General features: G+C 55.7%; 29 protein-coding genes. 12 read left to right on the forward strand and 17 right to left on the reverse strand.

The features are described from left to right. Nucleotides 1-131 precede the first annotated feature (131 nt). On the forward strand, nucleotides 132-686 hold the full coding sequence (locus AUQ41_RS05455; RefSeq protein ID WP_232308314.1) for an ATP-binding protein: 555 nt from the start codon (nucleotides 132-134) through the stop codon (nucleotides 684-686). A gap of 54 nt (nucleotides 687-740) precedes the next feature. On the opposite strand, the gene AUQ41_RS21030 is transcribed toward AUQ41_RS05455, so the two are convergent. The 4 genes from AUQ41_RS21030 to purM all read right to left on the reverse strand — a co-directional run bounded on the left by AUQ41_RS21030 (nucleotide 741) and on the right by purM (nucleotide 3,324). Further along, nucleotides 741-869, reverse strand: a complete 129-nt coding sequence (locus tag AUQ41_RS21030; RefSeq protein ID WP_197145299.1) for an aa3-type cytochrome c oxidase subunit IV — start codon at nucleotides 867-869, stop codon at nucleotides 741-743. 143 nt (nucleotides 870-1,012) lie between these two features. Next, the gene (locus tag AUQ41_RS05465; protein WP_143588701.1) at nucleotides 1,013-1,411 is read right to left on the reverse strand and encodes a hypothetical protein; all 399 of its coding nucleotides are present in this window, start codon (nucleotides 1,409-1,411) and stop codon (nucleotides 1,013-1,015) included. A 177-nt stretch (nucleotides 1,412-1,588) separates the two neighbouring features. Beyond that, on the reverse strand, nucleotides 1,589-2,263 hold the full coding sequence (purN, locus tag AUQ41_RS05470) for a phosphoribosylglycinamide formyltransferase (RefSeq protein WP_063087097.1): 675 nt from the start codon (nucleotides 2,261-2,263) through the stop codon (nucleotides 1,589-1,591). Then, complete coding sequence (purM, locus tag AUQ41_RS05475) at nucleotides 2,251-3,324, reverse strand: phosphoribosylformylglycinamidine cyclo-ligase (protein WP_063087268.1); 1,074 nt, start codon at nucleotides 3,322-3,324, stop codon at nucleotides 2,251-2,253. Before purM ends, purN begins: the two co-directional genes overlap by 13 nt. Nucleotides 3,325-3,695: 371 nt before the next feature. Here purM and AUQ41_RS05480 point away from each other — a divergent pair, with 371 nt between their 5' ends. The 7 genes from AUQ41_RS05480 to rnd all read left to right on the forward strand — a co-directional run bounded on the left by AUQ41_RS05480 (nucleotide 3,696) and on the right by rnd (nucleotide 10,727). Then, nucleotides 3,696-4,820: a DUF2066 domain-containing protein gene (locus AUQ41_RS05480; RefSeq protein WP_232308315.1), complete on the forward strand. Its 1,125-nt coding sequence runs from the start codon at nucleotides 3,696-3,698 to the stop codon at nucleotides 4,818-4,820. 40 nt (nucleotides 4,821-4,860) lie between these two features. Further along, nucleotides 4,861-5,955 (forward strand): AI-2E family transporter, encoded by a 1,095-nt coding sequence (locus tag AUQ41_RS05485; RefSeq protein ID WP_063087098.1) that lies wholly within the window; start codon nucleotides 4,861-4,863, stop codon nucleotides 5,953-5,955. Between the two features lie 35 nt (nucleotides 5,956-5,990). Continuing rightward, nucleotides 5,991-6,713: a DnaA ATPase domain-containing protein gene (locus AUQ41_RS05490; RefSeq protein ID WP_063087099.1), complete on the forward strand. Its 723-nt coding sequence runs from the start codon at nucleotides 5,991-5,993 to the stop codon at nucleotides 6,711-6,713. Between the two features lie 90 nt (nucleotides 6,714-6,803). Next, complete coding sequence (locus AUQ41_RS05495; RefSeq protein WP_008891259.1) at nucleotides 6,804-7,304, forward strand: RimK/LysX family protein; 501 nt, start codon at nucleotides 6,804-6,806, stop codon at nucleotides 7,302-7,304. Between the two features lie 132 nt (nucleotides 7,305-7,436). Next, nucleotides 7,437-8,342 carry a 30S ribosomal protein S6--L-glutamate ligase gene (rimK, locus tag AUQ41_RS05500; RefSeq protein WP_008891260.1) on the forward strand — a complete coding sequence of 302 codons (906 nt, stop codon included), beginning with the start codon at nucleotides 7,437-7,439 and terminating at the stop codon, nucleotides 8,340-8,342. Nucleotides 8,343-8,359: 17 nt separating this feature from the next. Beyond that, nucleotides 8,360-9,448 (forward strand): succinylglutamate desuccinylase/aspartoacylase family protein, encoded by a 1,089-nt coding sequence (locus tag AUQ41_RS05505; protein ID WP_198155617.1) that lies wholly within the window; start codon nucleotides 8,360-8,362, stop codon nucleotides 9,446-9,448. A 115-nt stretch (nucleotides 9,449-9,563) separates the two neighbouring features. Next, on the forward strand, nucleotides 9,564-10,727 hold the full coding sequence (rnd, locus tag AUQ41_RS05510; RefSeq protein WP_063087100.1) for a ribonuclease D: 1,164 nt from the start codon (nucleotides 9,564-9,566) through the stop codon (nucleotides 10,725-10,727). 120 nt (nucleotides 10,728-10,847) lie between these two features. On the opposite strand, the gene AUQ41_RS05515 is transcribed toward rnd, so the two are convergent. Next, complete coding sequence (locus AUQ41_RS05515; RefSeq protein ID WP_063087101.1) at nucleotides 10,848-11,426, reverse strand: TetR/AcrR family transcriptional regulator; 579 nt, start codon at nucleotides 11,424-11,426, stop codon at nucleotides 10,848-10,850. Nucleotides 11,427-11,601: 175 nt separating this feature from the next. Between AUQ41_RS05515 and AUQ41_RS05520 the strand changes: the two genes are divergently transcribed. Together AUQ41_RS05520 and AUQ41_RS05525 are read left to right on the forward strand one after the other, a co-directional pair. Beyond that, nucleotides 11,602-12,150 (forward strand): carboxymuconolactone decarboxylase family protein, encoded by a 549-nt coding sequence (locus AUQ41_RS05520; RefSeq protein ID WP_063087102.1) that lies wholly within the window; start codon nucleotides 11,602-11,604, stop codon nucleotides 12,148-12,150. 95 nt (nucleotides 12,151-12,245) lie between these two features. Continuing rightward, nucleotides 12,246-12,710: a DUF1348 family protein gene (locus AUQ41_RS05525; RefSeq protein ID WP_063087270.1), complete on the forward strand. Its 465-nt coding sequence runs from the start codon at nucleotides 12,246-12,248 to the stop codon at nucleotides 12,708-12,710. A gap of 323 nt (nucleotides 12,711-13,033) precedes the next feature. Here AUQ41_RS05525 and AUQ41_RS05530 read toward each other — a convergent pair whose 3' ends face one another. After that, a complete protein-coding gene (locus tag AUQ41_RS05530) occupies nucleotides 13,034-13,489 on the reverse strand; it encodes a nuclear transport factor 2 family protein (protein WP_083952737.1) in 456 nt (151 codons plus the stop codon). Then, nucleotides 13,486-14,349: an SDR family oxidoreductase gene (locus AUQ41_RS05535; RefSeq protein ID WP_063087103.1), complete on the reverse strand. Its 864-nt coding sequence runs from the start codon at nucleotides 14,347-14,349 to the stop codon at nucleotides 13,486-13,488. Before AUQ41_RS05535 ends, AUQ41_RS05530 begins: the two co-directional genes overlap by 4 nt. Before the next feature lie 101 nt (nucleotides 14,350-14,450). Between AUQ41_RS05535 and AUQ41_RS05540 the strand changes: the two genes are divergently transcribed. Beyond that, nucleotides 14,451-15,365 (forward strand): LysR family transcriptional regulator, encoded by a 915-nt coding sequence (locus tag AUQ41_RS05540; RefSeq protein ID WP_063087104.1) that lies wholly within the window; start codon nucleotides 14,451-14,453, stop codon nucleotides 15,363-15,365. A gap of 19 nt (nucleotides 15,366-15,384) precedes the next feature. On the opposite strand, the gene AUQ41_RS05545 is transcribed toward AUQ41_RS05540, so the two are convergent. From AUQ41_RS05545 to AUQ41_RS05570, 6 genes are all read right to left on the reverse strand, one after another. Next, on the reverse strand, nucleotides 15,385-15,969 hold the full coding sequence (locus AUQ41_RS05545) for a CatB-related O-acetyltransferase (RefSeq protein WP_063087105.1): 585 nt from the start codon (nucleotides 15,967-15,969) through the stop codon (nucleotides 15,385-15,387). Continuing rightward, nucleotides 15,959-16,864: an NAD(P)-dependent oxidoreductase gene (locus AUQ41_RS05550; RefSeq protein WP_063087106.1), complete on the reverse strand. Its 906-nt coding sequence runs from the start codon at nucleotides 16,862-16,864 to the stop codon at nucleotides 15,959-15,961. Before AUQ41_RS05550 ends, AUQ41_RS05545 begins: the two co-directional genes overlap by 11 nt. Further along, on the reverse strand, nucleotides 16,861-17,397 hold the full coding sequence (rfbC, locus tag AUQ41_RS05555) for a dTDP-4-dehydrorhamnose 3,5-epimerase (protein WP_063087107.1): 537 nt from the start codon (nucleotides 17,395-17,397) through the stop codon (nucleotides 16,861-16,863). Before rfbC ends, AUQ41_RS05550 begins: the two co-directional genes overlap by 4 nt. Further along, complete coding sequence (locus AUQ41_RS05560) at nucleotides 17,394-18,626, reverse strand: class I SAM-dependent methyltransferase (protein ID WP_063087108.1); 1,233 nt, start codon at nucleotides 18,624-18,626, stop codon at nucleotides 17,394-17,396. The genes rfbC and AUQ41_RS05560 overlap by 4 nt, the downstream gene beginning before the upstream one ends. Nucleotides 18,627-18,704: 78 nt before the next feature. Beyond that, the gene (gene rfbF, locus AUQ41_RS05565; RefSeq protein ID WP_063087109.1) at nucleotides 18,705-19,475 is read right to left on the reverse strand and encodes a glucose-1-phosphate cytidylyltransferase; all 771 of its coding nucleotides are present in this window, start codon (nucleotides 19,473-19,475) and stop codon (nucleotides 18,705-18,707) included. A 42-nt stretch (nucleotides 19,476-19,517) separates the two neighbouring features. Continuing rightward, nucleotides 19,518-20,411 (reverse strand): glycosyltransferase family 2 protein, encoded by an 894-nt coding sequence (locus AUQ41_RS05570; RefSeq protein ID WP_063087110.1) that lies wholly within the window; start codon nucleotides 20,409-20,411, stop codon nucleotides 19,518-19,520. Between the two features lie 151 nt (nucleotides 20,412-20,562). On the opposite strand from AUQ41_RS05570, the gene AUQ41_RS05580 reads away from it, so the two are divergent. Beyond that, nucleotides 20,563-21,735 (forward strand): NAD(P)-dependent oxidoreductase, encoded by a 1,173-nt coding sequence (locus AUQ41_RS05580; protein ID WP_143588702.1) that lies wholly within the window; start codon nucleotides 20,563-20,565, stop codon nucleotides 21,733-21,735. Nucleotides 21,736-21,761: 26 nt separating this feature from the next. Here the strand turns inward: AUQ41_RS05580 and AUQ41_RS05585 are convergent, their stop codons facing one another. The 4 genes from AUQ41_RS05585 to AUQ41_RS05600 all read right to left on the reverse strand — a co-directional run bounded on the left by AUQ41_RS05585 (nucleotide 21,762) and on the right by AUQ41_RS05600 (nucleotide 26,818). Then, nucleotides 21,762-22,724 (reverse strand): DUF1835 domain-containing protein, encoded by a 963-nt coding sequence (locus AUQ41_RS05585; protein WP_063087113.1) that lies wholly within the window; start codon nucleotides 22,722-22,724, stop codon nucleotides 21,762-21,764. Further along, the gene (locus AUQ41_RS21120) at nucleotides 22,724-23,065 is read right to left on the reverse strand and encodes a hypothetical protein (protein ID WP_063087114.1); all 342 of its coding nucleotides are present in this window, start codon (nucleotides 23,063-23,065) and stop codon (nucleotides 22,724-22,726) included. Before AUQ41_RS21120 ends, AUQ41_RS05585 begins: the two co-directional genes overlap by 1 nt. A gap of 97 nt (nucleotides 23,066-23,162) precedes the next feature. Further along, nucleotides 23,163-24,644 (reverse strand): exopolyphosphatase, encoded by a 1,482-nt coding sequence (gene ppx / locus AUQ41_RS05595; protein WP_063087115.1) that lies wholly within the window; start codon nucleotides 24,642-24,644, stop codon nucleotides 23,163-23,165. Between the two features lie 26 nt (nucleotides 24,645-24,670). Further along, complete coding sequence (locus AUQ41_RS05600) at nucleotides 24,671-26,818, reverse strand: RNA degradosome polyphosphate kinase (protein ID WP_008891271.1); 2,148 nt, start codon at nucleotides 26,816-26,818, stop codon at nucleotides 24,671-24,673. Nucleotides 26,819-26,886: the final 68 nt, after the last annotated feature.

Below are 26,886 nucleotides of genomic sequence, written 5' to 3' on the forward strand. Positions count from 1 at the left end.
AATTTTTACCGCCTCTCATAGAGTGGCGGGGTAGCGACGTTTTGACCAAATGAGACCCACCCGCCGGCGAGGCGGGTTTTTTTGTGGCTGTCTCCCGGCCAGACCAGCGATGTGCAATCCGGGAGATGACAATGACCAAGCCCTTATCAGCGTTACAACCACGTGATCGATCCTTGATGCCGCAAGACGGCACAAAGGTCGGCACCCTTCATTTGCTGTGTGGCAAGATTGCCGCGGGCAAATCAACCCTTGCCGCGGAACTGGCGCGCAAGCCCGGCACGGTTCTGATTGCCGAGGATGAATGGCTCTCGACGCTTTTTGGAGATCAGATGTGCTCGGTTGCGGATTATGTCCGGCTATCGGACAAATTGCGCAGCGTGATGGGGCCGCATGTGGCGATGGTGCTGCGCGCTGGTGTTTCGGTGGTGCTGGATTTTCCGGCCAATACAGTCGGCCTTCGGCGGTGGATGCGCGGCATCCTTGAGGATGCCGGGGCCGATCATGTTTTGCATTATCTTGATATGCAGGACGCGGTGTGCATCAACCGTCTTCGCGTGCGCAACCGGGCCGGAAGCCATCAGTTCGCCGCCAGCGATGCCCAGTTCCATCAGATCAATGCGGCCTTTGTTCCGCCGGGCGTGGACGAGGGGTTTAATATCGTGCGCTATGAGACAGATACGCTTTGAGCATAAAAAAAGCTGCCGGAAAACGGCAGCTTTTAGTTTTTCGCAACAGGCAAATCACAGAAGGAAAATTGCCATCAACACCAGAAGGGCAATGATCGAGATGGTGCCCCATTTCACGAAGTTGGTGTAGCCGTGATAGATGCTGACATGGGTTTCAGTCAGTTCGTAATCGTTACCCTGCAAATTTGCCTCCTTGGATTGGATATTTTGGGATTGTTCAAATGTATATCCACGAAGTTGATGCAGTGCAAGATGCAGATTAACCATAGATGTTAGACATTTGACCGACTTCACATCTGTTGTGGTTCACCTTTGATCCCAAGGGGTTACTGGATGCTTGATTTGCAGCCATAGGGCAGGAAGGTGCCCGATAGCCCGTGGCTCATCATCGCAAACGACATCTTGTTGGCATAGTCGAGTTCCGTCTTGGATTTCGGGCAGGCATAGGCGCGCCCGGCACAGCCATTTTCGATATAGTCTTCTTCGGCCTTGGCAAATTCGGGGCTGAGTGCGCCGCGCGGAATTTCATCAAGCATTTCGTCCCGGGTTTCCTGATAGACAGCGCATTTTTGCGCCCGCCAGGATTTTTCACCGGTTTGCATATCGGCCTTGTAAGAATCCAGTTCCGGATCGGAATCGGCCAGTGCAGGAGTGGTGAGTACAGGACTGCTGAGCATGGCCAACATGGCGAGGGGGATGATCAGTCCGGAGAGCTTGCGCATCATGATATCGGTTTTCCGTGGCGGTGGTGGCATTTGGTAAGCCCATAACAGCATCAGAATGCGCAAAGATTATGACCCCGGTTTGCGGATCTGGCAGCAGCGAAAAAAAAGGCGGGGCACATGATCATGCCCCGCCTTTTATGCGTTCAGAAACCTGCGCAGCCAGCGCCAAAGGTTCTTTCATCCGGGCTCGAGCGCCGGGTTGATTTCGGCAAAGTCGGCTTGCGGCGCATCGGCCACCGTTACAATGCCCTTGGCATCGACCGAGACGCGGCCTTCGGCGATCCAGCGGATGACCTGCGGGTAGATGCGGTGTTCTTGCCTCAGGATGCGCTGGGCCAGTTTGCCAGCATCGTCGCCCGGCATGACCGGAACGACGGCCTGGGCGATGATCGGGCCGCTATCGACTTCGGGGACGACATAATGCACGGTGCAACCCGCGAACTTCACCCCGGCATCAAGGGCAGCCTGATGCACACCGAGACCCTTGAAGCTTGGCAGAAGCGACGGGTGGATGTTGATCAGTTTGTCTTTCCAGCGGGTGACAAAGCTTTCACTGACCAGACGCAGGTAACCGGCCAGAACGACAAGGTCGGCACCACTTTCTTCGATCAGGGTGCTTACCGCGTTATCGTAGGCCTCGCGCCCGCCGGGATAACCCTTGTGCGAGATGGCCTCCGACCGGATGCCCGCACGGCGGCCGCGTTCAAGCCCGCCGGCATCAAGCTGGTTGGAAAAGACCAGCACGATTTCGGCCGGGTAGTCGGGCGCATTACAGGCATCGATGATGGCTTGCAGGTTGGACCCGCCGCCTGAAATCAGAACGGCGAGCTTCAACTTGTTTACTTTTCCCATGAACGGGCCATGTTTTTGATCACGACCTGCGGGCCATCGCCAGCACGCGGGCCGATGACACCGATCTGGCTGACGGTTTCGCCGTTTTCGCGCAGGATGGCTTCGGCTTCATCGGCTTTATCGGCCGGAACAACAACGCACATGCCGATGCCGCAGTTAAAGGTACGCGCCATTTCGGTTGCCGGAATGCCGCCCTGTTTGGCGAGCCATTTAAATACCGGAAGGTATTCCCAGGTGCTGGCATCAAACACAGCGGTCAGGTTTTCGGGCAGAACGCGCGGAACGTTTTCGGTCAGGCCACCACCGGTGATGTGGGCAAGTGCCTTGACCAGACCAGCCTTATGGGCGGCCAGACAGCTTTTGACATAAACCTTGGTCGGTTCAAGCAGGGCTTCGCCAACGGTTTTGCCCGGTGCGAAGGGGGCTTCGTCGCCGTAGCCAAGGCCTGCCATATCGACAACCTTGCGGACCAGAGAATAGCCGTTGGAATGAACGCCACTGGATGCCAGGCCAAGGATAACGTCGCCCTCGGCAACGTTGGAGCCATCAAGCAGTTCGCCGCGTTCGGCCGCACCGACCGCGAAACCGGCCAGATCATATTCGCCGTCGGCATACATGCCCGGCATTTCGGCGGTTTCGCCACCGATCAGCGCACAACCCGCCTGTTTGCAGCCCTCGGCAATGCCGCCAACGACACTGGCGGCGTTATCGACCGAAAGCTTGCCGGTTGCGAAGTAATCGAGGAACAGAAGCGGTTCTGCACCCTGTACGACGAGGTCATTGACGCTCATGGCGACAAGATCGATGCCGACCGTGTCATGTTTGTCAGCCAAAAAGGCGACTTTCAGCTTGGTGCCGACACCATCGGTGCAGGATACCAGAACCGGGTCGTTATATCCGGCAGCCTTCAGATCAAAAAGGGCGCCAAAGCCGCCAAGACCACCGGCAACACCGGAACGGGTTGTTGCTTTTGCAAGCGGTTTGATTCGTTCGACAAGGTCATTCCCGGCATCGATATCGACACCGGAGTCCTTATAGGTAAGGCCGTTAGAGGTGGTCATTTCGGGGTCCCTGGCATCAAACATGCATGAATAAAAGGCGGCAAAACCGCGTTTTTCATCAGCACGTATCGACGTCCAATCGACGGGCAACTGTCGCATTGCGGTCCGGGTCGCAGGGAACCTGCTGTTTGACCAATCCGCCTTACTGACGCCTTTAATCAGATATAGAGGACGAGAGCGATCCTGCTGATAAAAAACGCGGGCTTGATAATTTCCGCTGGGCCGAAAATACTCAAACGCGGGCAATATGCAATGATCACCTGCGCATGACAGAGTTTTCTTTGCAGAATGCGTTCAACATGCCACAAAGAGCGTTATAGAATAATGCAACAAGACACGACTTAAAATAAGACTAGGGCAAAGAGGCATACGTGCTTACTTCATTGAAAAACATCAAGATGTGGGCGGGTGCCGCCACCGTAGCAGCCATTATCGCCTTTCCGGCAGCGGCACAGGACATTTTCACCGTCAGCGGTGTTCATGTTGACGAGCGCGCCGAAACTGCGGCTGCTGCGCGCGAGCGTGCACTTGAAATCGGTCAGCGCAAGGCGTTTGAAGAAGTGGTTGCCCGCTTGACCCTGCCCGAAGATCGCGCCGGACTTGCGACACCGGAAACATCGGTGATCACGAACATGGTGCGCGATTTCGGGGTGTCGAACGAAAAGACATCATCCGTGCGCTATATCGCGGACATGACCGTGCGCTTCAAGGATGACGAGCTTCGCCGGTTCTTGCGGTTCCGCGATATTTCATTTGCCGAATTGCAGTCCAAACCGGTGATGATCGTGCCGGTCTATCGCACGAATAATTTCGTCAATCTGTGGGATGATCCCAATCCGTGGCGCGATGTCTGGGCGCGTAATATCGCGACATCGGGACTGGTGCCGATCAAGGCACCGATTGGCGATCTGACCGATATCAGCACCGTCTCGGCCGAGCAGGCCGAAAGCGGATCAATGGAACGTCTGTCCCAGCTTGCCAAACGTTATGGCGCGGATGTGGCTGTTGTGGCCAGTGCCGAGGTCAGCGGGCCAGAGGGCGGCGAGACGGTTGATGTATCCGTCACCCGCTATGAGCCCAATGGCGCGCCGCAGATTTTTGGTGTGCAGGAAAAGACGCAAGCCGGCGAGACATTGAATGAAACGCTGGTGCGGGCTGCCAAGTCGGTTCAGGAGCAGTTGGCCGATGGCTGGAAACGCGCCAACCTGATCAATTACAGCACGGGTGGCAACCTGATGGTGTTTATCCCGATTACCGGTCTTGCGGACTGGGCGGGGATCGAGAACAAGTTGATCGGGCTGCCGGTGGTGCGCAATTCGCGGGTGATTGCGATGTCGAAACGCGAAGTGCAGGTATCGATCGAATATGTCGGGTCGGCCAATCAGTTGCAGACAGCGCTTAATCAGCAGAACCTTAGCCTGTCGCGGATGGGGGAACTCTGGTTCATTCAGCCAAGCGGGGCGGATCGTTTGCAGGGGCTGTCATTAGGCGGATAAGCCTTTTGCATGACAGGGACAGTTTAACAGGGGCCGGGGAATGACATTACGACAGCAAGCACGTTTCTGGCTGATCTTTGTTGTTGGATTCTTTTTCCTGATCTGGCTGTTTTCGGGCATTCTGTTGCCGTTTGTGGCAGGGATGGCGATTGCCTATTTCCTCGATCCGCTTGCCGACCGGCTTGAGGAACGCGGGGCCAGCCGGGTGATTGCAACCAGCATCATCACGTTCCTTTTCTTCCTTGTGTTCATTCTGGTGATGTTGATTGTCGTGCCGATGATCGGCAGCCAGTTGGCAGGATTCCTTGAACGGTTTCCGGGCTATGTCGATACGTTGCGCACCAATGTCGCGCCGTATTTGCAAAATGTGCTTGATCGCGTGGCACCCGAAACGCTGCAAAGTGTATCGGATGCGATCAAGGGACAGAGTGCCAATGCCCTTAAATGGGTCGGTAATGTTCTGACCAATGTGCTTTCGGGCGGGTTGGCGCTTTTGAACTTCCTGAGCTTGCTGTTCATTACGCCGGTGGTGTCGTTTTACCTGCTGCGTGACTGGGACAAGATCGTTGCCAAGGTGGACAGTTATCTGCCGAGGCGGTCGGCCAAGGATATCCGCCAGTGTGTCAGCGAGATTGACGAAACCCTTGCAGGCTTTGTCCGCGGACAGGCGACCGTGTGCATATTGCTTGGCCTGTTTTACGGGCTTGGCCTGACGCTGGCGGGGCTTGAGTTTGGCTTTGTCATTGGTTTGATGACCGGGCTTGTGTCGTTTGTGCCCTATTTCGGGATGATTGCCGGCTTTGCGGTTGGCATGGGTGTGGCGCTGGCCCAGTTTGGCTTTGGGCTTGATCTTGGGCTGGTGGCGCTGGTGTTTTTGATCGGTCAGGTGCTTGAGGGTAATTTCCTGACGCCCAAGCTTGTGGGTGACAAGGTCGGGCTTCATGCCGTTTGGGTGATGTTTGCCTTGCTTGCCGGGGGTGCGGTGTTTGGACTTCTTGGTGTGATGCTGGCGGTGCCGGTGGCCGCCGTGATCGGCGTGCTTGTACGTTATGGCTTAAGGCAGTATCTCGATAGCAGGCTTTATGATCACGGACCGGACGCTGGCAACAATGCCACGACCGAGGCCGAGAAATAGACCCCAGAGATCGAGATCAGCAAATTGAGTTTACTGTGACCCGGGTGACATCCAAGCCGGACAAAGATAACGACCCGCAGCAATTGCCGCTGGCGCTTGAAATGCGTCCGGCACTTGGCCGTGATGATTTCATGGTGGCCGATTGCAACAGCGAGGCGGTGGCGTGGATCGACCAATGGCCGAAATGGCCCGCCCCGGCCTTGTGCCTGTATGGGCCAAAGGGATGCGGCAAAAGTCATCTGGCGGAAGTCTGGCGGGCGCGATCCGGTGCGTTGCAGGTCGCAGCATCAGATTTGAACGGGATCAATCCCGATGAGCTTCTGGGCGATGCCACTGGTCTTGTGATCGAGGATGCGGACCTTGTGGCCGGCGCGGGCCTTGATGAAACCGTCTGTTTCCATATTTACAATATGCTGAAGGAACGCGGTGGGCATTTGTTGTTGACCGCAAGCCAGCCGCCATCGCGCTGGCAGATTGATTTGCCCGATCTGAAATCACGGCTGGGCGCGGCCCTGGTGTGCGAGATTTCGCCGCCGGATGATGATTTGATTGTCGGATTGCTGATCAAGCTGTTTGCCGACCGGCAGATCCCGGCCAGCCCGCAAATCATCAGTTATGTTTTGCCAAGGATCGAACGGTCCTTTGCGGCGTTAAGTCAATTGGTGGCGGCCATTGATCGCCGGGCCTTGGCCGAAAAGCGGGCGGTGACCTTGCCGCTGGTGCGCAGTGTCATGGATGACATGACTGCGAAATCGTAACATCGAAACGAATTTCGTAAGCCGATCAGGTTGTTACAGGTTATCATCACCACCACCTAACAGATTGCATTCAATAACCGGAAGCTGCATGTGAGCCCGCAACGCGTAAAAGCAAAACCGTCGCTTAAGAGCCAGACCGATACCCTGATTTCCGATGGACATGTTTTGGGGTGGCGGGAATGGATCGGCCTTCCTGATCTCGGCGTGCCGTTGATCAAGGCCAAGGTTGATACCGGGGCCCGAACATCGTCGCTGCATGCTCTTAATCCAAAGAAAGTCGTGCGTGACGGGCAGGATTTTGTATCATTTACCCTGCCGCATTATCGCGGGGACGGGCATGGGCGGATCGATTGTCTGGCGCCGCTGATTGAAATGCGCGAGATTCGCTCTTCGAACGGAAATGCCGAAGAACGGTTTGTGATTGCCACCCATATCCAGGTTGGGCATCACAAATTGAAAGTTGAAGTATCGCTGGCAAACCGGTCAATCATGGGCTTTCCCATGCTTTTGGGCCGCACAGCGATGAAAGCAGGAAGATTTTTGGTGCTGCCATCGAAATCTTATCTTGCAGGGAAGCCGGAACAGAGATAGACGCGCAGAAGAACAGCCCGAGATCGGAACTAACATCCGACTGGGGCGTTTTACTTTCTGACAATTCCGCATTCGCCAGCCACCGGTATTATACCGGTCGCACTTCGTTTTGCCGACCTTGGGGGACATCTTATGAAAATCGCGATGCTTGCACGCAATCCAAACCTTTACTCCCACAAACGGTTGGTCGAGGCGGCCGAAGCACGCGGGCATGAGTTGGACATCATCAATACGCTGCGGGTGTCGATGAACATCACGTCGCTGAAACCGGAAATCTATTACGGCGGTGACAAGCTTACCGGTTATGACGCGGTGATCCCGCGTATCGGTGTGTCGGTGACCCAGTTCGGTCTGGCGGTTCTGCGCCAGTTTGAAATGATGGGTGTTTATCCGTTAAACGAGTCCGTTGCCATTGGCCGGTCGCGCGACAAGTTGCGTTCGCTGCAGATCCTGGCACGCCGTGGTATTGGCCTGCCGGTGACGGCCTTTGCCCATGATCCGAAGAAGACCGATGAAGTTCTGTCGATCGTGGGTGGCGCGCCGGTGGTGATCAAGCTTCTGGAGGGCACACAGGGTATCGGTGTGGTTCTGGGCGAAACCGAAAAATCCGCCAAATCCGTGATCGAGGCGTTCCGTGGTGCGAATGTTGCGATCATGGTGCAGGAATTCATCAAGGAAGCCGGCAACAGCGATATCCGTTGCTTTGTGATTGGTGGCAAGGTTGTTGCCAGCATGGAACGCAAAGGGGCTGAGGGCGATTTCCGGTCCAACATCCATCGTGGTGGCTCGTCGCGTGCGATCCGCATCACCCCGCAGGAACGCTCAACCGCCGTTGAAGCCGCCAAGGCGATGGGGCTTAATGTTTGTGGTGTTGATATCCTGCGATCCAATCACGGGCCGGTGGTGATGGAGGTGAATTCGTCACCGGGACTGGAAGGCATCGAGAATGCAACGGGCAAGGACATTGCCAGCATGATCATTGAATTCATGGAAAAAGATTTCAAACCCGGTAAGGTGCGGACCAAAGGCAAGGGATAAGAACAAGGGATACCAAAATGAGCGAAACCGGATCACCGAAGGGGAAAGGCAAAGCGCCCAGAACCCCCAAGAACCCTGATTTTGAAATCGCTGGGAAAAAGGTTGCTCCGGGCACGCGCCAGATTGTTGATATCCCGATCTCGCTTTTGTCCAACCACACGCCGGTCAATCTGACGGTCAATGTCGTGCATGGCAAACGACCGGGGCCGGTGATTTTCGTTAGTGGTGCTGTCCATGGTGACGAGATTGTCGGGGTGGAGGTCATCCGCCGTGTGTTGAAATCGCCAGCCCTTCGCGGCATGCGTGGCACATTGCTTGCCGTGCCGGTGGTCAATGCGTTCGGGTTCTTGAACAACACCCGTTATCTGCCCGACCGCCGCGATTTGAACCGGTGCTTCCCGGGGCATTCGCGCGGGTCGCTGGCAGCTCAGCTTGCCCATCTGTTCCTGCACGAAATTGTCGAACGATCGGACTTTGGCATCGACCTGCATTCAGCTGCCATTCACCGGGTTAACCTGCCGCAGATCCGGGTCAATGAAGACGATCCGAAAATCATGGAATATGCCGAGGCATTCGGCGCGCCGATCATTCTGACCAGTCCGCTGCGCGACGGGTCGCTGCGTGAAGCTGCGCGCGAGCTTGGTGTGCCGATCCTGCTTTATGAAGCGGGCGAGGGACTTCGTTTTGATGAAATGTCGATCCGTGCGGGGGTATCGGGCGTTTTGCGCGTGATGCGCAAGCTTGGCATGTTGTCGCAACGCACTGTACGCGAACCGCGTGTGGCATCGTTCAAATCTTCCAACAGCCATTGGCTGCGCGCACCGGCGGGCGGCATTTTGCGGACCTTCAAGCTGGCCGGCGAGTTTGTCCATGCCGGTGATGTTGTGGCCGCCGTTTCCGACCCGTTCGGGCAGCGTGACGAGGAAGTCGTGGTGCGTGAGGAAGGCCTGATCATCGGGCGGACCAACCATCCGATCGTCAATCAGGGCGATGCGTTGTTTCATATCGCATCGATCAAGCGGCCGTCGGAAGTTCAGGAACGCATGGACGCCATCGAAACCCACCTGCAATCCGATCCGCTTCTGGATGAGGACGAGATTATCTAGGGTCAGGACCTATTCTCTGGAGAGCCTTGGCGCATATGTTGCCCGAATACGGCGAAGATCAGCCCTGCATCGAAGCCACTGGCGAATTGTGGCAGGCAATGCTATAGCAGTCGGCATGGAACCAATTACAACTACAGAAGAACTTCGCGATCTCTGTGAAAGATTGCGCAAGTTCGAATATGTCACTGTCGATACCGAATTCATGCGGGACTCGACCTATTGGCCGCAACTGTGTCTGGTGCAGCTGGCAAGTCCGGAGCCGTCCGACAACGGGGCGGCGGTCGATCCGCTTGCCGAGGGCATAGACCTGACGCCGCTGTTCGAGCTGATGCAGGACGAGGCGGTGGTCAAGGTGTTTCACGCTGCCCGCCAGGATATCGAGATTTTCGTCCATCTGTCGGGCAAGGTCCCCCATCCGGTGTTTGACACCCAGGTGGCGGCGATGGTGCTCGGCTATGGTGATCAGGTCGGCTATGAGACGCTGGTCAACAAGGTGGCGCGCAAAAGCATTGATAAATCGATGCGCTTTACCGATTGGTCGCGCCGTCCGCTTTCGACCAAGCAGATCAGCTACGCACTTTCCGATGTCACCCATCTGCGTGTGATCTATGAAGCGTTTCACGAGCGCCTTGAGGCCAATGGCCGTGCGGTCTGGCTGTTTGAGGAAATGGAACGCCTGACTGATCCGTCGATCTATTCGATTGATCCGGCCGAGGCATGGAAGCGGCTTAAAACCCGATCCAACAGCCCGAAATTCCTGGCAGTCGCCCGTGCGCTTGGCGAATGGCGCGAGACCGAGGCGCAGCGCAAGAACCTGCCGCGCAACCGGGTTTTGCGCGATGATACCTTGCTTGATATCGCTGCCCGTCAGCCGATGACCGACAAGGACCTTGATAAAACCCGTGGCGTTGGTCGCAACTTTGGCACCTCCAAACCGGGGCAGGCGATTATCGAGGCGATCAAGGCAGCACTTGATAGCCCGCAGGATCAGTGGCCGAAGCCAAAGGAACGTATCGAGCTGCCGGCCGGGATCGGCCCGACGGTGGAGCTTCTGAAGGTGTTGCTTAAACTCTGTGCCGAGGAAAAGGGCGTTGCCCAGCGTCTGGTGGCATCAAGCGACGATCTTCAGAATATCGCCGCCGACGACAACGCCGATGTTCCGGCCATGCGTGGCTGGCGGCGCGAGCTTTTCGGGCAATACGCGCTGCGCCTGAAACACGGGCAGCTTGGCCTTAAGCTTAAAGGCGGCGAAGTGGTCTTTGTCGAGCTTGAGGACTAGGTCGCTTATTGCTGCGATGAACAAAAAACGGGGCCCGACGGCCCCGTTTTTGTTTTTGATAGCCGGACTATCACGCAAGCAATGGATTCCCGCCGTCGCGGGAATGACGTTTCGATGTCGTCAGGCGGGCAGGGCGGCATCCAGCAGGGCGGTTGCCATGGTTTTGGCAATCCGGGCGGATTCGGGCATGCCGCGCACCTGGGCGGTGACAATTGCCCCTTCCTTTAGAAGGGCGAGTTGTTCGGCCAGTTGTTTGGGATCGGACGCGCCGGCCTTTGTGCACAGATCGGCAATATGTTCGAGCACGCAGCGTTTGTGTTCGGCGGCGATCTGGTGGGCCGGGTGGTCAAGTTTGGCGAACTCGCTTGAGGCGTTGATAAACGCGCAGCCGGAAAAGCCCATGCCCTTAAAAGCGCGGCCATGAAACCATTCTTCGAGCGCATCAAACATCGCAAGCAACTGATCGCGCGGGTTGGTTGATGCCTTTTGCATTTCAGCGCTCAGCCAGTCGCGGAATTGTTCATCGCGGCGCGTAAGGGCGGCCAGGATCAGTTCATCCTTTGACTTGAAGTGTTTGTACATCGTCATTTTGGCGACGCCGGACTCGGCCAGAATCTTGTCGATTCCGGTGGCGTTGAAGCCCTGTGTGTAGAAAAGACGCAGGGCCGTATCGACGAGAACGTCGCGTTTAGACTTCAATTTTCTTACTCCAATAGTCAGACCGGTCTGTATTCTTGTGGCGGGAAAGCCGCAGAATTGCAAGCGTTTCAGATACAAGAATGGTCATTCCAAAAATATATTTGACAAGTAGACAGACCTGTCTGTATATATGCTTTCAACACTGATCAACCCGAACTTGTTTAGGAGAGTTTCAATGACCCGTATTTCCCTGCCTGCTTCGATCGATGCTGCACCGGAAGCTTCCCAGCCGCTTCTTGAAGGTGTGAACAAGATGCTCGGTTCGGTTCCGAACCTGTTTCGTCTGACGGCAAACAGCCCGGCGGCCTTTGAGGGCTATCTTGGTCTGAATGGGGCGCTTGCCAAAGGGGCGCTCGATCCGCAGACCCGCGAACGCATTGCCCTTGCGGTCGCACAGCTTAACGGCTGTGACTATTGCCTGTCGGCGCATACCTATCTGGGTAAAAACATCGCCAAACTTGATGACGCCGAGATCGCGGCAAACCGCAATGGCACGTCGAGCGATCAGAAGGCCGATGCGGCTGTGCGCTTTGCTGTCGCTTTGGTCAAAAACCGTGGCCAGGTAAGTGAAGGTGACGTCAGTGCCGCCAAGCTTGCCGGTTACAGCGAGGCCGAACTGGTCGAGATCGTGGCGCATGTCGCGCTCAATACCCTGACCAATTACCTCAACGAAGCCTTTGATACCCCGATTGACTTCCCGGTGGTTAACGCCTCCGCAGCGTAACTTCCGGCAACTCCCCCGGTCGGCATTCCCCCCTCCGCATGTTGCTGCGCGCCGACCGGGGTCCCTTTATCGACCAAACACCAAAGGATCAGATGATGTCACGGCCACCTCTTCCGCCTTTTAACGTCGAAACCGCCAAACAGAAGGTCCGTATGGCCGAGGATGGCTGGAACGGCCGCGATCCCGAAAAGGTGTCGCTGGCCTATACGCCAGACAGCCGTTGGCGGAACCGCGCCGAGATTTTCGAGGGCCGGGAAAACATCGTTGAATTCCTGACCCGCAAATGGGCCAAGGAGCTGGAGTACCGTTTGATCAAGGAACTCTGGACGTTTCATGAAAACCGCATCGCTGTGCGCTTTGCCTATGAATATCGCGATGATAGCGGCAACTGGTTTCGGGCCTATGGCAACGAGAACTGGGAATTCGATGAAAACGGCCTGATGCGCCATCGCGTGGCATCGATCAATGACAAGCCGATTTCGGCTGAAGACCGGCTGTTTCATTGGCCGCTTGGTCGCCGTCCGGATGATCATCCGGGGCTGTCACACCTGGGACTTTAGTCCCGATTTAGACCACCCCGCCATGTTCCGGGTCCTTTTGCGGACAGGAAAGTTCGGCGGAAACGCGTTCTACTTGGGGCCTGTCCCCCCGCCCCCCCGCAAAGGAGCCTGAACATGATTATCAAATATATCGCTTTTTCGATTACCTCGACGGCTGTGCTTTTTGTCTCTTCTCTGCTGACCTTTACCCCCTGAAGGTCAGGGACCGTTTGGTCCGTTTCTGATGCCTCCCTGAAAACTTGCCGGGCCCCTTTCGGGGCCCGTTTTTTGTCAGATGAAAAGCACCTTTTCGGGGGCTTGATGTTATGAACGGCGTTGAGGGCCTAGAACATTGTGTTGTTATTTGCTGATGTCGCCGGAACCGGCTGAACGACATCCCAATGTTCGATAACCTTGCCGTTGTCATCAAAGCGGAAAATGTCCATCACAGCGCTTTCGCCCTGCGCGGAGGTTGACCGGACATGCAGCACGACCAGATCATCCTCGGCGACGGTGCGGACGATATCAGCATGGATAGAGGGATCTGACGCCAGCCAACCAGAGATGGCACTACGGAAACCTTCGATGCCATCGGCGGCAAACGGGTTATGCTGAATATACTTCTCGCCGATATATTTCGTGATCGCGCCGTCCACGTCCTTTTCGTTAAAGACCATTTCATAGAAGGCAACGGCGTTTGCGGTGTTGCGATCCTCAATCTCACCGGCATGAGCCGGTTGGATGGTGGCAATGAAGGTTGCGAGTACGGGGATGAGAAGTCCTGATTTAAAGCGGTTCATTTCAGAGCCTTTGCGATGAAGTCTTCAACTGATTGTGGCTTGCGCCCGACGACCTTTTCGAAATCGTCACTTACGGTTTCGTAGTCGCCTTTCTTCGCCCCGACATAGAGACCGGCAAGGGCTTCGATCAGGTGATCGGGCAGGCCGAGGCTTTTGAGGATGCCGGTATGGACCTCAGCCGGAAGGTCTACGAATTTGACCGGCTTGCCGGTGGCGTCTGCGATAAAGCCGGCAATTTCGGCGTGCGTCACACCCTTGGTCCCGGTCAGGTCATAGATTTTATTGACGTGATCAGATGGCTTGGCAAGAACCACGGCGGCGGCTTCTGCCAGGTCATTGCGCGGGATGTAGGTGATTTTGGCATCACCGGCCGGGGCACCAAAATCGCCGGTTTCAAGCGCATGCGGTACACCGGCCAGTAGAAGATCGGCATAGAAGCTGTTGCGCAAAATGGTGAAGGCGAGGCCGCTTTGGCGGATGTAGTTTTCGGTATCCAGGTGAATGGCGGAATAGGTGAAATCGGCATCCGCCTTGGGATCGATGATGCCGGTATAGACGATGTGTTTGACGCCGGCGGCCTTGGCGGCATCGACGGCGGTGCGGTGTTGTTTGATGCGGGTTTCGTTGTCGTCTTCGGCCGAGATGATGAGGGCGGTGTCAATGCCGGCAAACGCCTTTGTCATCAGGGCAAGATCATTGAAATCGCCCGCGCGGACATCAATCCCCTTGGCGCTCAGGTCTGCGGCCTTTTCCGGCTTGCGCACACTGACGGCGATGTCGCTTGCCGGGATGCGACCCTGCAGATGTTTGACAACAAGGCTTCCGAGTTGGCCGGTGGCGCCAGTAATGAGGATGGTCATGTCAGTTTCTCCGTTAAGGGGTCAGGCATCGCCTGTTCATGGGAGAAATCTGGACCCAATAATGCATATGATCAATTCGATGGGTATGATAATACTTATGCATGAAAATCGATGAATTGGATCTTGATTATCGCCTGCTTCGGCTGTTCCTGACGATTTATGACGAGGGATCGGTGACAGCAGCCGCACACCGCCTTGATGTCGGGCAACCGACGGTCAGTCACGGGCTGGATCGGTTGCGCCAGATTATTGGCGATCCGCTGTTTGTCCGGTCAGGTAGATCAGTTGCACCGACCGCCCATGCCGACGAAATTGCGCCACAGGTGCGTGGGTTGTTGCAAGGGATGCGTGGCCTGACCCGTGTGGTGGCGTTTGATCCCGATAATGCCGATCATTCTGCGCGCTTTGTGCTTGGTGCTAATGATTACGAGGTGGCGGTGATCTTGCCAGCCCTGATGAAGCGGTTGCAAAAATGTTCTGCTGATGTGCGGCTTCAGGTCGTATCGGTGCCGGGGGTAGACCGCATGGTCAAATGGCTGCGCGATGGCACGATTGATCATGCGATCACGATTGATCAGTCGGGCAAGCATGGCGATATCGCCCGGCAGGGCCTTTTTCGCGAACGGATGCGGTGCTTTTATGATCCGGCATTTCACGACGGGCCGCCCGATACGCTGGACCGGTATTGTGCGGCCAGCCATGCGCGCGTGATGATCGGGGCCAATGACAGTTCGGAAATTGATGACATCCTGCGCGGCCTTGGCCGATCACGCCGCACAGTGCTTCAGGTGCCGACCTTTGCCAGCGTCGCCAACCTGATCCGGGGTACTGACATCATCGCCACCCTGCCATCGCGCCTGGCAGGCTCGATGATGCAGGATTTTGGCCAGTTCGACCTGCCGCTTGAATTCCGCGAATATGGCTTTGCCCAATACTGGCACGTCCGCAACGCCGCCAATGCCGCGCATAAATGGCTCCGAAGCGAGATTTTCCGGGCGTCGCGAGGGTTGGGGTAGACTTGTACTGGTCAGACGGTCACGGACGGTTCTGAATTGCTTCAAGAAAAGCATCGACATCGCCATAAAGCAGATCGGCCATTGCGTGAAGCTCTTCATCACTGCGTTCCCACCAGCGGGTCGCAAGCAGCTTTTCGATCTGTTGATCGTCAAAGCGCTTTTTAATGACGCGTGCCGGATTTCCACCGACGATGGCGTAAGGCGGGACGTCCTTTGTGACGATGGAACCGGCTGCGACGACTGCCCCGGTGCCGATGGTGACGCCGGACAGAATAATGGCGCGCGCACCAATCCAGACATCATGACCAAGCGTGATCGCCCCTTTGGTGATGGCGTCACTATTGGGTTGGTCAGGGTGCCACAGGCGTGTCTTGAACGGGTAGGTACTTGGATAGTTTAGCGGGTGATCAACCTTGCACAGAAACAGGACGTCAGGCCCGATAGAACAGTAAGACCCTATGGAAAGAGCCGCATCCTGTGAGGCGCCAGCGACCATGTTTTTGTTCAGGCCATAGGAATGCTTGCCAATGGTGACATGGGCCGGAAGCTTTGCCGATTTGGGTTTAATACCCAGCAATTTCCGAATACGGTCCTTAAGCTTCATCGCGCTGCCACCAATCAATACAATCCTGCAATGCGGATGTTAGGTCAAATTCGCGCCTGAAACCAATCGTTTCGGTAAGCGTTGAGGTGTCTGCGACCAGATAGGGCGGATCATCCGGGCGGTCGGGCATGCTGCCCACTGCGATGGTGCCATGGCCAATGAGGCTTTTGATGGTTTCTGCAACCTCGAGCAAGCTGTGGCCCTTGCCGGATGCGATATTGATAAGCCCGGTGAAGGGATGATCGATCAGCTTGGCAAAGGCAGCACCGGCATCGGCGACATGCATGAAATCGCGGATCTGCTTGCCAGAACTCATCTTGGCAGTTTCACCAGCCAGAAGGGCGCGTGTGATGGCCGGAACAAACCGTGCGGGGGCCTCTTTCGGGCCGCACAGCAGGAACAGACGTCCCCAGGCGATGGTGGCACCCTTGGCATTAAGGTCCAGACAATGCTGGGCAAGCTTCAGTTTCTCCTGACCATAGATCGTGTGCGGATTGCAAGTTGCGTTCTCGGTCAGTTTTTGTCCCGGCGCAATGCCTTGCCAGTCATATTCGGCACAGCTTCCGGCCAACACGGCACGCTTGCCGCCCCGATCATGGAAACGATCCAGAAGATCGATACTGGCTTCGCGCCAATCGGGATTATCCGGCGCGTTCCAAAAATGACCGTGCTTGGTCTGCCAGGCGAGATGGATCAGCCCGTCGGGACGTTCGGATGCGATCAGGTGTTTGCGAAAACTGGCATCCAGCAGGTCACCCGTCACATGTCGTCCGGGGAGCTCGCCATCTTCTGGCACAGTTCGTCCGCAGGTGATGACATCATGGCCAGCCGAGATCAGCTTTTGGCAGGCATAGGGACCTATCAGGCCGTTGGCGCCGGTGACGAGGACCTTCATTTTGACGGCTCGTAGTCAGGGTAGTTGGCATCGCGGTCATTGATGATGGAAGGCTTTTGGGGCCATTCAATACCAAAGGCCGGGTCGTTCCAGCGCACGCCAGATGCGAGGTCAGGCACGAAGGGGGCGCCCATCAGATAGAGAACCTCGGTATCGGGTTCAAGCGTCAGAAAACCATGTGCGCAGCCTGCCGGGATGATCAGGGAATTGCGGTTGGTTGCTGACAATTCCGCACCCACCCATTTGCAATAGGTCGGTGAGATTGGGCGGAGGTCAATGACAACATCAAAGATCGCACCGGAGATGCAGCGCACGACTTTTGGGTCACCAACAGGGGCGGCCTGATAATGCATGCCGCGCAGCGTGCCCGCGTGATGATTAAACGACAGATTTGCCTGATCTATCTCGAATTCATGGCCGTTAGAGGCAAGTTCCTGCTTGCAGAAGGAGCGCGCGAAAAAGCCGCGATCATCGCTGTGCTTTTCAAGCTCGATCAGGTCGACGCCTTTTATGTCTGTCGCGACAAATTTCATCCGATCACTTCGACCTTGGGGATGGCAACCATGAACTGTCCGCCCCAATCCTTGACATGCGCCATGTCTTTCATGATCTCGGTCGACAGGTTCCAAGGCAGGATCAGGACATAATCCGGCTTGGCGACCTTGAGGTGGTCCGGTGCGTTGACCGGAATGTGGCTTCCGGGCAGGAGCGTGTTTTGCTTGTGCGGGTTGGCGTCGACCACGAAATCAATCAGATCTGTACCAATGTCGCAGTAGTTCAAAAGCGTGTTGCCCTTGGCAGCCGCACCATAGCCGGCAACGGTTTTGCCCTCTGTCTTGGCGGATTTGAGGAAAGCCAGCAGATCGTCACGGATCTTGCGGCATTTCGCATCAAAGCCCTCGTAGCAGGCAAGGGTTGCGATGCCAGCATTGGCTTCCTTGGTGCGGAGTGCCCTTAGCCGACCGGTTTCGGGCCGGGTGCCGATGGTTTTCTGAGCCCAGACCCGCAAGCTACCACCGTGGGTTGGCAGTTCTTCGACATCAAAGACCTTAAGGCCATTTTGCTCAAAACATTTCTCGACCGCGTAAAGCGACAGGTAGGAGAAATGTTCGTGGTAAATGGTGTCGAACTGGGTCTTTTCCAGAAGGTTCAGAAGATGCGGGAATTCAAAGGTTGAGACCCCGTCATCAGCCAGAACCGTGGCAAAACCCGAGACGAAATCGTTGATGTCGGGCACGTGGGCCAGAACGTTGTTGGCCGCGGTCAGGTTCGCGTGGCCGTGTTCGGCCACGACCTTTTCGGCCGTTTCCTTGCCAAAGAAGGCCACCAGGCTTTTAACACCTTTTTTCTCGGCTTCCTTGGCAATGTTGGCAGCCGGTTCAACGCCCAGAACCGGGATTGATTTGACAACAAAATGCTGCAGCAAATAGCCATCGTTGGATGCCACTTCGACCACGAAAGAATCTTTGCCAAGACCAAGTCGCTCGGTTGCTGCTTCGCAGTATTTGCGGGCATGCTCGACCCAGCTTGAGGAGTAGCTAGAGAAATAGGCATAGTGACTGAAGATTTCAGATGGCGGGACAACGTCATCGACCTGAACAAGGAAGCAGTTGCTGCACACACGCGCATGTAGCGGATAGCGCGGATCGTTTTGATCAGCACGATCCATCGGCACATAGGAGTTGGCAAGCGCACTCAGGCCAAGATCAACGAGAGTGTGTTTCAGGTCGGTTCCGCAGGCGCGGCAGGTTGGCGTTGTCATTTCGTATCCATCATCACATCAGGCGGGGCGATCTGGAGCCCCGGGATTTAGCGCATTTCAGCCGTCATCGGGTTTGGCTTACCAAACTTTCCACGGTGCTTTGCCTTCTGACCACAAGTTTTCAAGCATATGCTTTTCGCGAAGTGTATCCATCGGTTGCCAGAAACCATCGTGACGCCACGCAGAAAGTTCACCCTGATCAGACAGGTTGCGCAGCGGTTCTGCTTCCCAGACGGTTTTGTCTTCGGCAATTTCGTTGAGCACGGATTTTTCGCAGACGAAGAAGCCAGCATTGATGCGAGCACCATCGCCAAGCGGCTTCTCCTGAAACGTGGTGACGCGATCGCCATCAAGGACCGTCGCGCCAAAGCGGCCCGGAGGTGAGACCACTGTCATGGTTGCCTTGCGGCCCTGTTTTTTGTGGAAGTCGATACTGGCGGTGATATCGACATTGCCGAGCCCGTCGCCGTAGGTCAGGCAGAAGGGGGCATTATCATCAAGATGGTCAGCGACACGCTTGATACGGCCGCCGGTCATGCTGTTCAGGCCGGTGTCAACGAGGGTGATTTTCCAGGGCTCTGCATTGGCATTGTGATATTCGAGCTGATTGGTCGCCATATCAATGGTGACATCGGCATGATGCAGGAAGTAGTTGGCGAAATATTCCTTGATCACATAGCCCTTGTAGCCAAGGCAGATCACGAACTCATTCACCCCGTGTGCCGCGTAAATCTTCATCAGGTGCCACAGTATCGGCTTGCCACCAATTTCGACCATCGGCTTTGGTCTGACCGATGTTTCTTCACTCAGTCGGCTGCCATATCCGCCTGCAAGAATTACTGCCTTCATTTGAAAAGAGTTCCACTCACTCAGGGTTTGCTTTCAGAGGCCTTAACGCTGTGTCGCGCGCGGCTGCTTTGAGGCCCGCACACCGACCAACGCGCCAAGCGAGCCAAAAAATCTTGCAAGATCACGCCAGCCCTTTTTGCGTTGCAGGGTGATCCCATACAAGAGCGCCTTCCAGCCGTATCGCACAGTGTGTTTCAGACCAAGACAGATCGCCGCCAAACGGCCCTTATATTTGCGTTCAAAGTATATGCGTGACCATGCAAGGTGCCAGAACTTTTCCCAGTAATAAGCACGGTTGGGGCGAACTGACCCCCCATTTAGATGCATGACAACTGAATCAGCAACAAGGATCATGCCATGCCCGGCACGGAGCATGCGTGCGCACATGTCGTCATCGTCGAAATAAAGAAAAATTTCCGGATCATAGAAACCAACCTGACGCATGACATCCATGCGAACCAGATTGACCGCGCCAGATAGGAATTCGACGCAAAGCGGCCCTTCGGGCACGCAATCATAGGCAAGTCGGCCATAATCGCGACGCTTCCAGAGTTCGACATCATGGCTGGGTTCGATATCGCCATTGCCATCCTTATGCAGTGGGCCGAACATCGCAGCATCTGGGTATTGGTCCGCGGCGGCGACAAGTGCGTCAATGGCATCACCGGTCATCAAAGAGTCCGGATTGGCCAGTAGGGCAAATTCGGTTTCGACAATCTCAAGACCCTGACTTGCAGCGGTTCCATAGCCAAGGCCAACGCGATTGCGGATGATTTTGGCATCCGGGCGCAAATTGGTGACGATATCAAGCGTATCGTCCTCGGAAGCGTTATCGATGACAATCAGTGGCAGGTCGGCAGGAAGCGATTTCAACAGCCCGCCAATAACGAGCCCCCCGTTATGGGTGATCGTGATAACTGTTGTTCTCGCCGTCATTTATTTTTCCTGCAGAAAATCCATGTCCCTTGTGGGGCTGAACATACTCAATCCGAACATAATGTCCAACGACAGATTCCGGCCAAGTTGAAAATAATCGTGAGCATTCCCGCGCCTTAAAAAGCTCAGAGGTTTTAGTGCGTTTATAAAGGTGTTTGCTGTTTTGCTGTTGAAAGCATTTCCGCGAGGATTTAGAAAATGCGGCAGGAAAAATATTGTTTGTTCGCTTTGCGGATGCGGGGGGGTGTGCCGCAAAACGAACTCCTTAACACGCATATCAACAGAAAGACTTCTTATGAAAGTATTATTGACCGGTTATCAGGGCTATGTCGGAAGTGTCATGTCCGGGTATCTCAAGTCCCGCGGCCATTCTGTCATCGGTCTTGATACAGGCTACTTCAATGGTCTCGACCTTTGGACGCCGCCATCCGTGGATGAAGTCAGAACCGTTGATATGCGAAATGTGCAGGAAAAGGATATCGAGGGCGTTGAAGCCATCATTCATCTGGCTGCGCTGAGCAATGACCCGCTGGGTGATTTTGCACCGGAGCTGACTGACGATATCAATTTCAAGGCAACCATGAAATTGGCAGAGATAGCCAAGAAGCATGGCATCAAACGTTTTGTGTTTGCGTCTTCTTGTTCGCTTTACGGTGCTGCTGATGTTTCAAAGCCGGTCGATGAAACATCACCAACGCTTCCGCTGACGCCATATGCGAAAAGCAAAATTGATTGTGAAAACGCCTTGCGCGCGATGAAAGACGAGAACTTCGAGCCAGTCTTCATGCGCAATGCGACGTGTTATGGGGACTCCCCGCGTATTCGTATTGATGTTGTCCTGAATAACCTGACAGCCCGCGCGATTGTTTCTGGTGAAGTGAAGCTTTTGTCTGATGGATCTGCATGGCGCCCGCTTATGCATGTCGAGGACATGAGCGCGAGTTTTGAAGCCGTTCTGACCGCACCGGCCAACCTGGTGAGTGGGGAAGCCTTTAACGTTGGCACCAATGAGCAGAATTATCAGGTTATTGATATTGCCAAAACTGTTCAGAAAGTCGTTCCGGGCTGTGATCTGACTTATTCCGATGACGCGCAGGTGGATGCACGCAGCTACCGCGTGTCATTTGACAAGCTTCATAGTGTGCTTCCAAATATCGGTTTCAAATGGAATGCGGAAAAGGGGGCTGCGCAGGTTGCTGAGCGTCTAAAAGCGGAAAAAGCGAAGGCAGAAGACCTGTTTGGCAGAAAGCACATTCGTCTTGAGCAGCTTAAGTATCTGGTGGAAAACCAGAAAGTGAACGCGGAACTTTTCTGGAACGCCTAAACCAAAAAGTAGGCGAATCAGTCCGCTTATATCGGGCTGATTCTTATGCCGCCAACCCAACGAACGCCGGTAAAGTTATCAAGGAAATTGCGTTTGCCGGCCAAGGTTTCGTGGCCGGTGTTGGTGAGTGTGATGGTGCGTTCGGCCCAGTTGGTTTTGGGGGTGGCGGGCGTGAGGGTGAAGAGCAGGTCCTGGCAGTCCATCATCCACTGAATTTCTGACCAGAACATCAGATCGCCGAGATAGGGCAGCGGATCAACGCTTCGCATCACGTGGCCGAAGACCGTGCCGACCGGGAGCGGGCCGTGATCCTTGATGATTTGCAGGGTGAGTTTTTGGGTCAGGCTTAATCCGGTTCGCGGATCGGGCAGTTCGGCGAGGTGGCGGTTGAGGGCCTCTGGCATGTGGGGCAGGGGCGCATTGCCGGTTTCCGCAAGTGTTTTGAGGTCTTTTGGGGTGTCTTGGCGGATTGCCTTCCAGACTTTGCTGCCAAATGTCAGCATGTCGCTGTTAAGTGGCGTGCGATGAGTGTTCCAGCACCAGATCAGACCATCGAGGGTGAGTTGACCAAGGCCGATGAAGCGGTCGATGGCTTCGGACGCGGGCGCGTGGTTGACGGAGATGACGTCGATATTGGTTTCGGGCTGGATGGTGGCGATGGCATCCATCAGGAAGGCCAGGATCAGCTGATCGTAGCTGTCATGTTCGAACCAGAGCACGACATGGTCATACTGCCCAAGACGATGGAGCGCGTCATATTCGCGCCTGAGCCGTTCAAGTGCCGTATCACCGCGCAGGTCGTAAGCGCCAGAAATGAAGGCCGCACGGGTTTCGATGAAGGCATCGCGCGGCACATCGGGCACCGGGCCCTGACAAAACGGATCGGAGAATTCCAGAAAATCGCCGATGAAGCCTGCCTGCTTGAGGCCATCGCGGATATCGGATCCGCAACGGACATGCAGCGTGGCTTGGGTGTCGAGCGGTTTCATTATTCGCCTGGGACCGGGACGCCCGTGCTCGCCCGAAGGGCACTCAGCAATGAGAGCATGTTGTCGGGCACATCGGATGTGGCGATTTTGGCATTGGCCGGATCGTCGTCCGGATTGGCAAACAAGGGGGCAATGTCACCAAGTCGGGCAGACCGCAGTGCAATCAGAAGGTCAATCAGTGATTTCTCATCATCGCGGGCCGCGGCGCGAAGCTTTTCAATTTCGTCGTCGGTATCTGGCAGAACGGTTATTTCCTGACAAAGCGTTTGAAAGGACATGTGCGCCAGTGCGCCCACGATGTCACGCGCGGTGTGATCGGATGGCTGTTTGGTGTCTGTCATGACACGGCACTCCTGATCAGAAAAGAGATCGATGATGGTGCCGGTTTTGGTGTGGGGCGTCAATAAAATGCGCGGTCTGATTGTGCGCGTCTGAACTCTATTCGGCGAGGCGGACAACACTTTCGCGGTTCATAAGCTTGGCCAGTTTCGACAGACGCTGTTCAACGACTTCGCCATACAGGGCCGATGCCTGCTTTTCGAATTGCAAGATCAGCTTGCCATCTTCGAGCAGCAATTGCGTTTGCGGCAGAATGCCTTCGACCCCGCCAGACAGCGTATGGCCCAGGCGAATGACATGGCCAAACAAACGGCCCGTCAGGCGGTCCTCGTCGCTGAGGATGCGGTCGCTGGCTTCGTCGCCCTTGAAGTTGCCGGTATAGCGCGAGCCGATGGTGTAGGCGAGGAACACCCGGTCATGGTGATTAAGGTCGATATAGGGGTGGCGCAGAATGCGGTTATAGCTTTGCTCTGCACGGTAATCGGGATGTTCGTTCCAGCCGATATCCCCAATGATGCAGGCGGCCAAACGCAGCCGTTCGATATTGACCGGCAGTTCGGAGAAGATCGGCGCACACCATTGCGCGACTTCTTCGCCGTGCTGGTGGAAACGTTCGCCGTCTTCGGCAAAGCTGAAGCAGGCTTCAAGCACCGGGTCGCGTTGACGCAGATCTTCGGGCAGGACTTCATACATCCAGCCTTCGCGCAAGCCATGGCCGGAAAAGACAACTTCCTTTGGCTTCATGCGGGTCATCAGCATGTTCATGACAAGAGACGCATGCGGCAGGCTGTCGATACGACGTTTGGACACACCGCCGATCTTTTCAAGCGACACCCGGCTTTGCTGGGAAATGATGTGGGTCAGTTCGGCCATTTCCGATTGCGGCATGGCAAGATTATGCACCACCGAAATCGGATAGTTTTCCTGGGCAATGAACAGCTTGGCAATTGATCGCCAGGAACCGCCGACGGCATAAAGCTGTTGGCCTTTACCCTCTGCCAGCCAATCGACCGTATCAAGGTGCTGATTGATTTCAGCCGTCAGACGGGCCCGGTCAGAGCCAAACACCGTATGCAGGCGCATCGCACCCAAAGGCAGGCTGACACGTTTTTTGATCTCGCCCTGATCCAGTAAAACCAGTTCGAGCGATCCGCCGCCGATATCGCCCATGATGCCCGATGCCATCGGATCACCTGATATGATGCCAAGGGCCGACAGGCGGGCTTCTTCAAGGCCGTCAATCACCTTGACCGTCAGGCCGGTTTCCGATGCCACGCGATCACAGAATTCCTTGCCGTCGCTGGCAGCCCGCACAGCAGCGGTGGCCAGCACATCGACATGGGTGACCTTCATCGCACGCAACAGTTTCGCAAAGCGGTGCATGGCGACCACGGCGAGCTCCACCCCCTCGGGGTTGAGGCGACCGGTGTTTTCCGGGTCACGGCCAAGGCCGCACATGACCTTTTCATTGAAGATCGGCATCGGTGCGCGGGTCATGCCATCAAAAATGACAAGCCGCACAGAGTTGGAGCCAACATCTATGATCGCGATGCGGTTGGAAGCCCGTTGGTCAGTCAGCATAAGATGTTGGCACCTGTTGGTCGTCTTTAGTCGTCAAGCTGTAGCACGGGAACATTCGGGTCGGCTTGATCCAGCGCACTTCCGCGGCCCGAAAGTGACGGGTTGGTCATGAAATATTTGTGCGACGAGAATGCATTTTCACCTGCCTCGCAGCGTTCATAGGAGCCGTCCGGCTGCAGATGCCATGCCTGTGCAGTGTCTTTCAGGTTGGCAATCATGATCTGTTCAACAATCTGTTGCTGACAGGTCGGATTTTCAACCGGAACCAGGGTTTCAACACGGCGGTTCAGGTTACGCGGCATCCAGTCGGCGGACGAAATAAACGCCTTGGCCTTACGCGACGGAAGCTTTGCGCCGTTGGCAAAGACCACAATGCGCGAATGTTCAAGGAACCGACCGACAATCGATTTGACGCGGATGTTTTCCGAAAGGCCCGGAACCCCCGGACGCAGACAGCAAATACCCCGCACGATCAATTCGATATGAACGCCAACCTGACTTGCGCGATAAAGCGCATCAATCACCACCGGATCGACCAGACTGTTCATCTTGGCCCAGATGCCAGATGGCTTGCCGGCCTTGCAGTTCTCGATCTCCTGATCAATGTGGGTCAGCAGCGTCGGGCGCAGGGTATGCGGCGCAATTGCGATTTTTTCAAGCGAGCGCGGGGTGGCATAACCGGTCATGAAGTTAAAGATGCTGGCCGCATCACGCCCCAATGCCGGATCGCACGAGAAGAACGAGATGTCGGTATAGAATTTGGCGGTGATCGGGTGATAGTTGCCGGTCCCGAAGTGGGTATAGGTCTTAAGGCCATGGGTTTCACGGCGGACCACCAGCGACACCTTGGCGTGCGTTTTCCAATCCAGGAAGCCATAAACCACCTGACAGCCCGCACGTTCAAGGTCAGCCGCCCAGCGCAGGTTGGCTTCTTCGTCAAAGCGGGCCTTGAGTTCGACCATCGCCGTAACCGATTTACCGGCTTCCGCGGCGGCAATCAGGGCCTTGACGATCGGGCTGTTTTCCGAGGTGCGATACAGCGTCTGTTTGATGGTGACCACATCGGGATCACGGGCAGCCTGAAGCAGGAACTGCACCACCACGTCGAAATCTTCGAACGGGTGATGAACCACCAGATCCTTTTTGCTGATCGCGGCAAAGCAATCGCCGCCAAAGTCACGTACCCGTTCCGGATAACGTGCGGCATAGGGCGAGAACAGCAAGTCATGGTGCAGATCGGAATCGATCAGCTGTTTGACATCAACAACGCCGAGCAGGCCATCGACCTTGACGACTTCTTCAAGCGCGACATCAAGTTCATCGATGACGAAATCAAGCAGGTCTTCGGGCATCGCCGCGTTGACCTTAAGACGGATGATGCTGCCGCGACGGCGACGTTTCAGTGCGGTTTTGAAAACGCGGACCAGATCTTCGGCTTCTTCTTCGATCTCAACGTCCGAGTCCCGGATGACGCGGAAGAAACCGTGTTCGATCATATCAAAGCCCGGGAACAGCTTGCCAAGATAGAGCAAGATTGCCTGTTCGACCGGAAGATAACGTTCATTGCGGCCCGGCAGGCGCAGGAAGCGGCCGATCTTTTGCGGTACAGGAATAAGCCCACGCATGTTGTGCCCGTCAGCCGGATCAAACAGCTGCATGACGATGGCAAAGCCAAGGTTGGGAATGAACGGGAAGGGGTGCGACGGATCAATGGCAAGCGGGGTCAGCGTCGGGAAGATTTCGCGGGTGAAATAGCCATCCAGCCATTTGCGGTCGGTCTGGGTCAGGTCGCCCTGATCAATGACCGAGATGCCCTGTTTTTCCATCTCGCTGCTGAGCTGGCGCCAGACGCGTTGCTGATCCTGCATCAACTGGTTGGCATCAAAGGTAATGGCGCGCAGCTGTTCGGACGGGCTCATGCCATCCTGACTGACCTTGGTCATGCCAGCGCGGACCTGCCCGACGAGGCCGGCGACGCGGACCATATAGAATTCATCAAGGTTGCTGGCCGAAATCGACAGGAAACGCAGTCTTTCAAGCAGCGGGTGGCCGGTATTCTGGGCCTCTTCAAGAACGCGATTGTTGAATGCCAGCCACGATAATTCGCGGTTAATGAAGCGGCTTTCCGAATCAATGGTGATCGCGCTTGACTGAACTGCAGCGGCGTGTGTCACGCTATGCCTCCTGCGGATTGAGGGAACGTCCTTGAACTTATGCGACAGTTCCCGGTTGCAAATGGAGT

Origin of the sequence: Thalassospira sp. MCCC 1A02898 (assembly GCF_001618185.1) — a bacterium.
In the GTDB taxonomy this organism is placed as follows: Bacteria; Pseudomonadota; Alphaproteobacteria; order Rhodospirillales; family Thalassospiraceae; genus Thalassospira; species Thalassospira tepidiphila.

What these genes read in the sequence shown, in the direction of transcription:
- rnd (WP_063087100.1), top strand. Translation starts at nt 9,564, where the DNA reads ATGGAACCAATTACAACTACAGAAGAACTTCGCGATCTCTGTGAAAGA.
- AUQ41_RS05455 (WP_232308314.1), top strand. Translation starts at nt 132, where the DNA reads ATGACCAAGCCCTTATCAGCGTTACAACCACGTGATCGATCCTTGATG.
- rimK (WP_008891260.1), top strand. Translation starts at nt 7,437, where the DNA reads ATGAAAATCGCGATGCTTGCACGCAATCCAAACCTTTACTCCCACAAA.
- rfbC (WP_063087107.1), bottom strand. Translation starts at nt 17,397, where the DNA reads ATGAAATTTGTCGCGACAGACATAAAAGGCGTCGACCTGATCGAGCTT.
- purN (WP_063087097.1), bottom strand. Translation starts at nt 2,263, where the DNA reads ATGGGAAAAGTAAACAAGTTGAAGCTCGCCGTTCTGATTTCAGGCGGC.
- AUQ41_RS05540 (WP_063087104.1), top strand. Translation starts at nt 14,451, where the DNA reads ATGAAAATCGATGAATTGGATCTTGATTATCGCCTGCTTCGGCTGTTC.
- AUQ41_RS05550 (WP_063087106.1), bottom strand. Translation starts at nt 16,864, where the DNA reads ATGAAGGTCCTCGTCACCGGCGCCAACGGCCTGATAGGTCCCTATGCC.
- ppx (WP_063087115.1), bottom strand. Translation starts at nt 24,644, where the DNA reads ATGCTGACTGACCAACGGGCTTCCAACCGCATCGCGATCATAGATGTT.
- AUQ41_RS05530 (WP_083952737.1), bottom strand. Translation starts at nt 13,489, where the DNA reads ATGAACCGCTTTAAATCAGGACTTCTCATCCCCGTACTCGCAACCTTC.
- AUQ41_RS05545 (WP_063087105.1), bottom strand. Translation starts at nt 15,969, where the DNA reads ATGAAGCTTAAGGACCGTATTCGGAAATTGCTGGGTATTAAACCCAAA.
- AUQ41_RS21120 (WP_063087114.1), bottom strand. Translation starts at nt 23,065, where the DNA reads ATGACAGACACCAAACAGCCATCCGATCACACCGCGCGTGACATCGTG.
- AUQ41_RS05465 (WP_143588701.1), bottom strand. Translation starts at nt 1,411, where the DNA reads ATGATGCGCAAGCTCTCCGGACTGATCATCCCCCTCGCCATGTTGGCC.
- AUQ41_RS05585 (WP_063087113.1), bottom strand. Translation starts at nt 22,724, where the DNA reads ATGAAACCGCTCGACACCCAAGCCACGCTGCATGTCCGTTGCGGATCC.
- AUQ41_RS05505 (WP_198155617.1), top strand. Translation starts at nt 8,360, where the DNA reads ATGAGCGAAACCGGATCACCGAAGGGGAAAGGCAAAGCGCCCAGAACC.
- purM (WP_063087268.1), bottom strand. Translation starts at nt 3,324, where the DNA reads ATGACCACCTCTAACGGCCTTACCTATAAGGACTCCGGTGTCGATATC.
- rfbF (WP_063087109.1), bottom strand. Translation starts at nt 19,475, where the DNA reads ATGAAGGCAGTAATTCTTGCAGGCGGATATGGCAGCCGACTGAGTGAA.
- AUQ41_RS05520 (WP_063087102.1), top strand. Translation starts at nt 11,602, where the DNA reads ATGACCCGTATTTCCCTGCCTGCTTCGATCGATGCTGCACCGGAAGCT.
- AUQ41_RS05560 (WP_063087108.1), bottom strand. Translation starts at nt 18,626, where the DNA reads ATGACAACGCCAACCTGCCGCGCCTGCGGAACCGACCTGAAACACACT.
- AUQ41_RS05570 (WP_063087110.1), bottom strand. Translation starts at nt 20,411, where the DNA reads ATGACGGCGAGAACAACAGTTATCACGATCACCCATAACGGGGGGCTC.
- AUQ41_RS05525 (WP_063087270.1), top strand. Translation starts at nt 12,246, where the DNA reads ATGTCACGGCCACCTCTTCCGCCTTTTAACGTCGAAACCGCCAAACAG.
- AUQ41_RS05485 (WP_063087098.1), top strand. Translation starts at nt 4,861, where the DNA reads ATGACATTACGACAGCAAGCACGTTTCTGGCTGATCTTTGTTGTTGGA.
- AUQ41_RS05535 (WP_063087103.1), bottom strand. Translation starts at nt 14,349, where the DNA reads ATGACCATCCTCATTACTGGCGCCACCGGCCAACTCGGAAGCCTTGTT.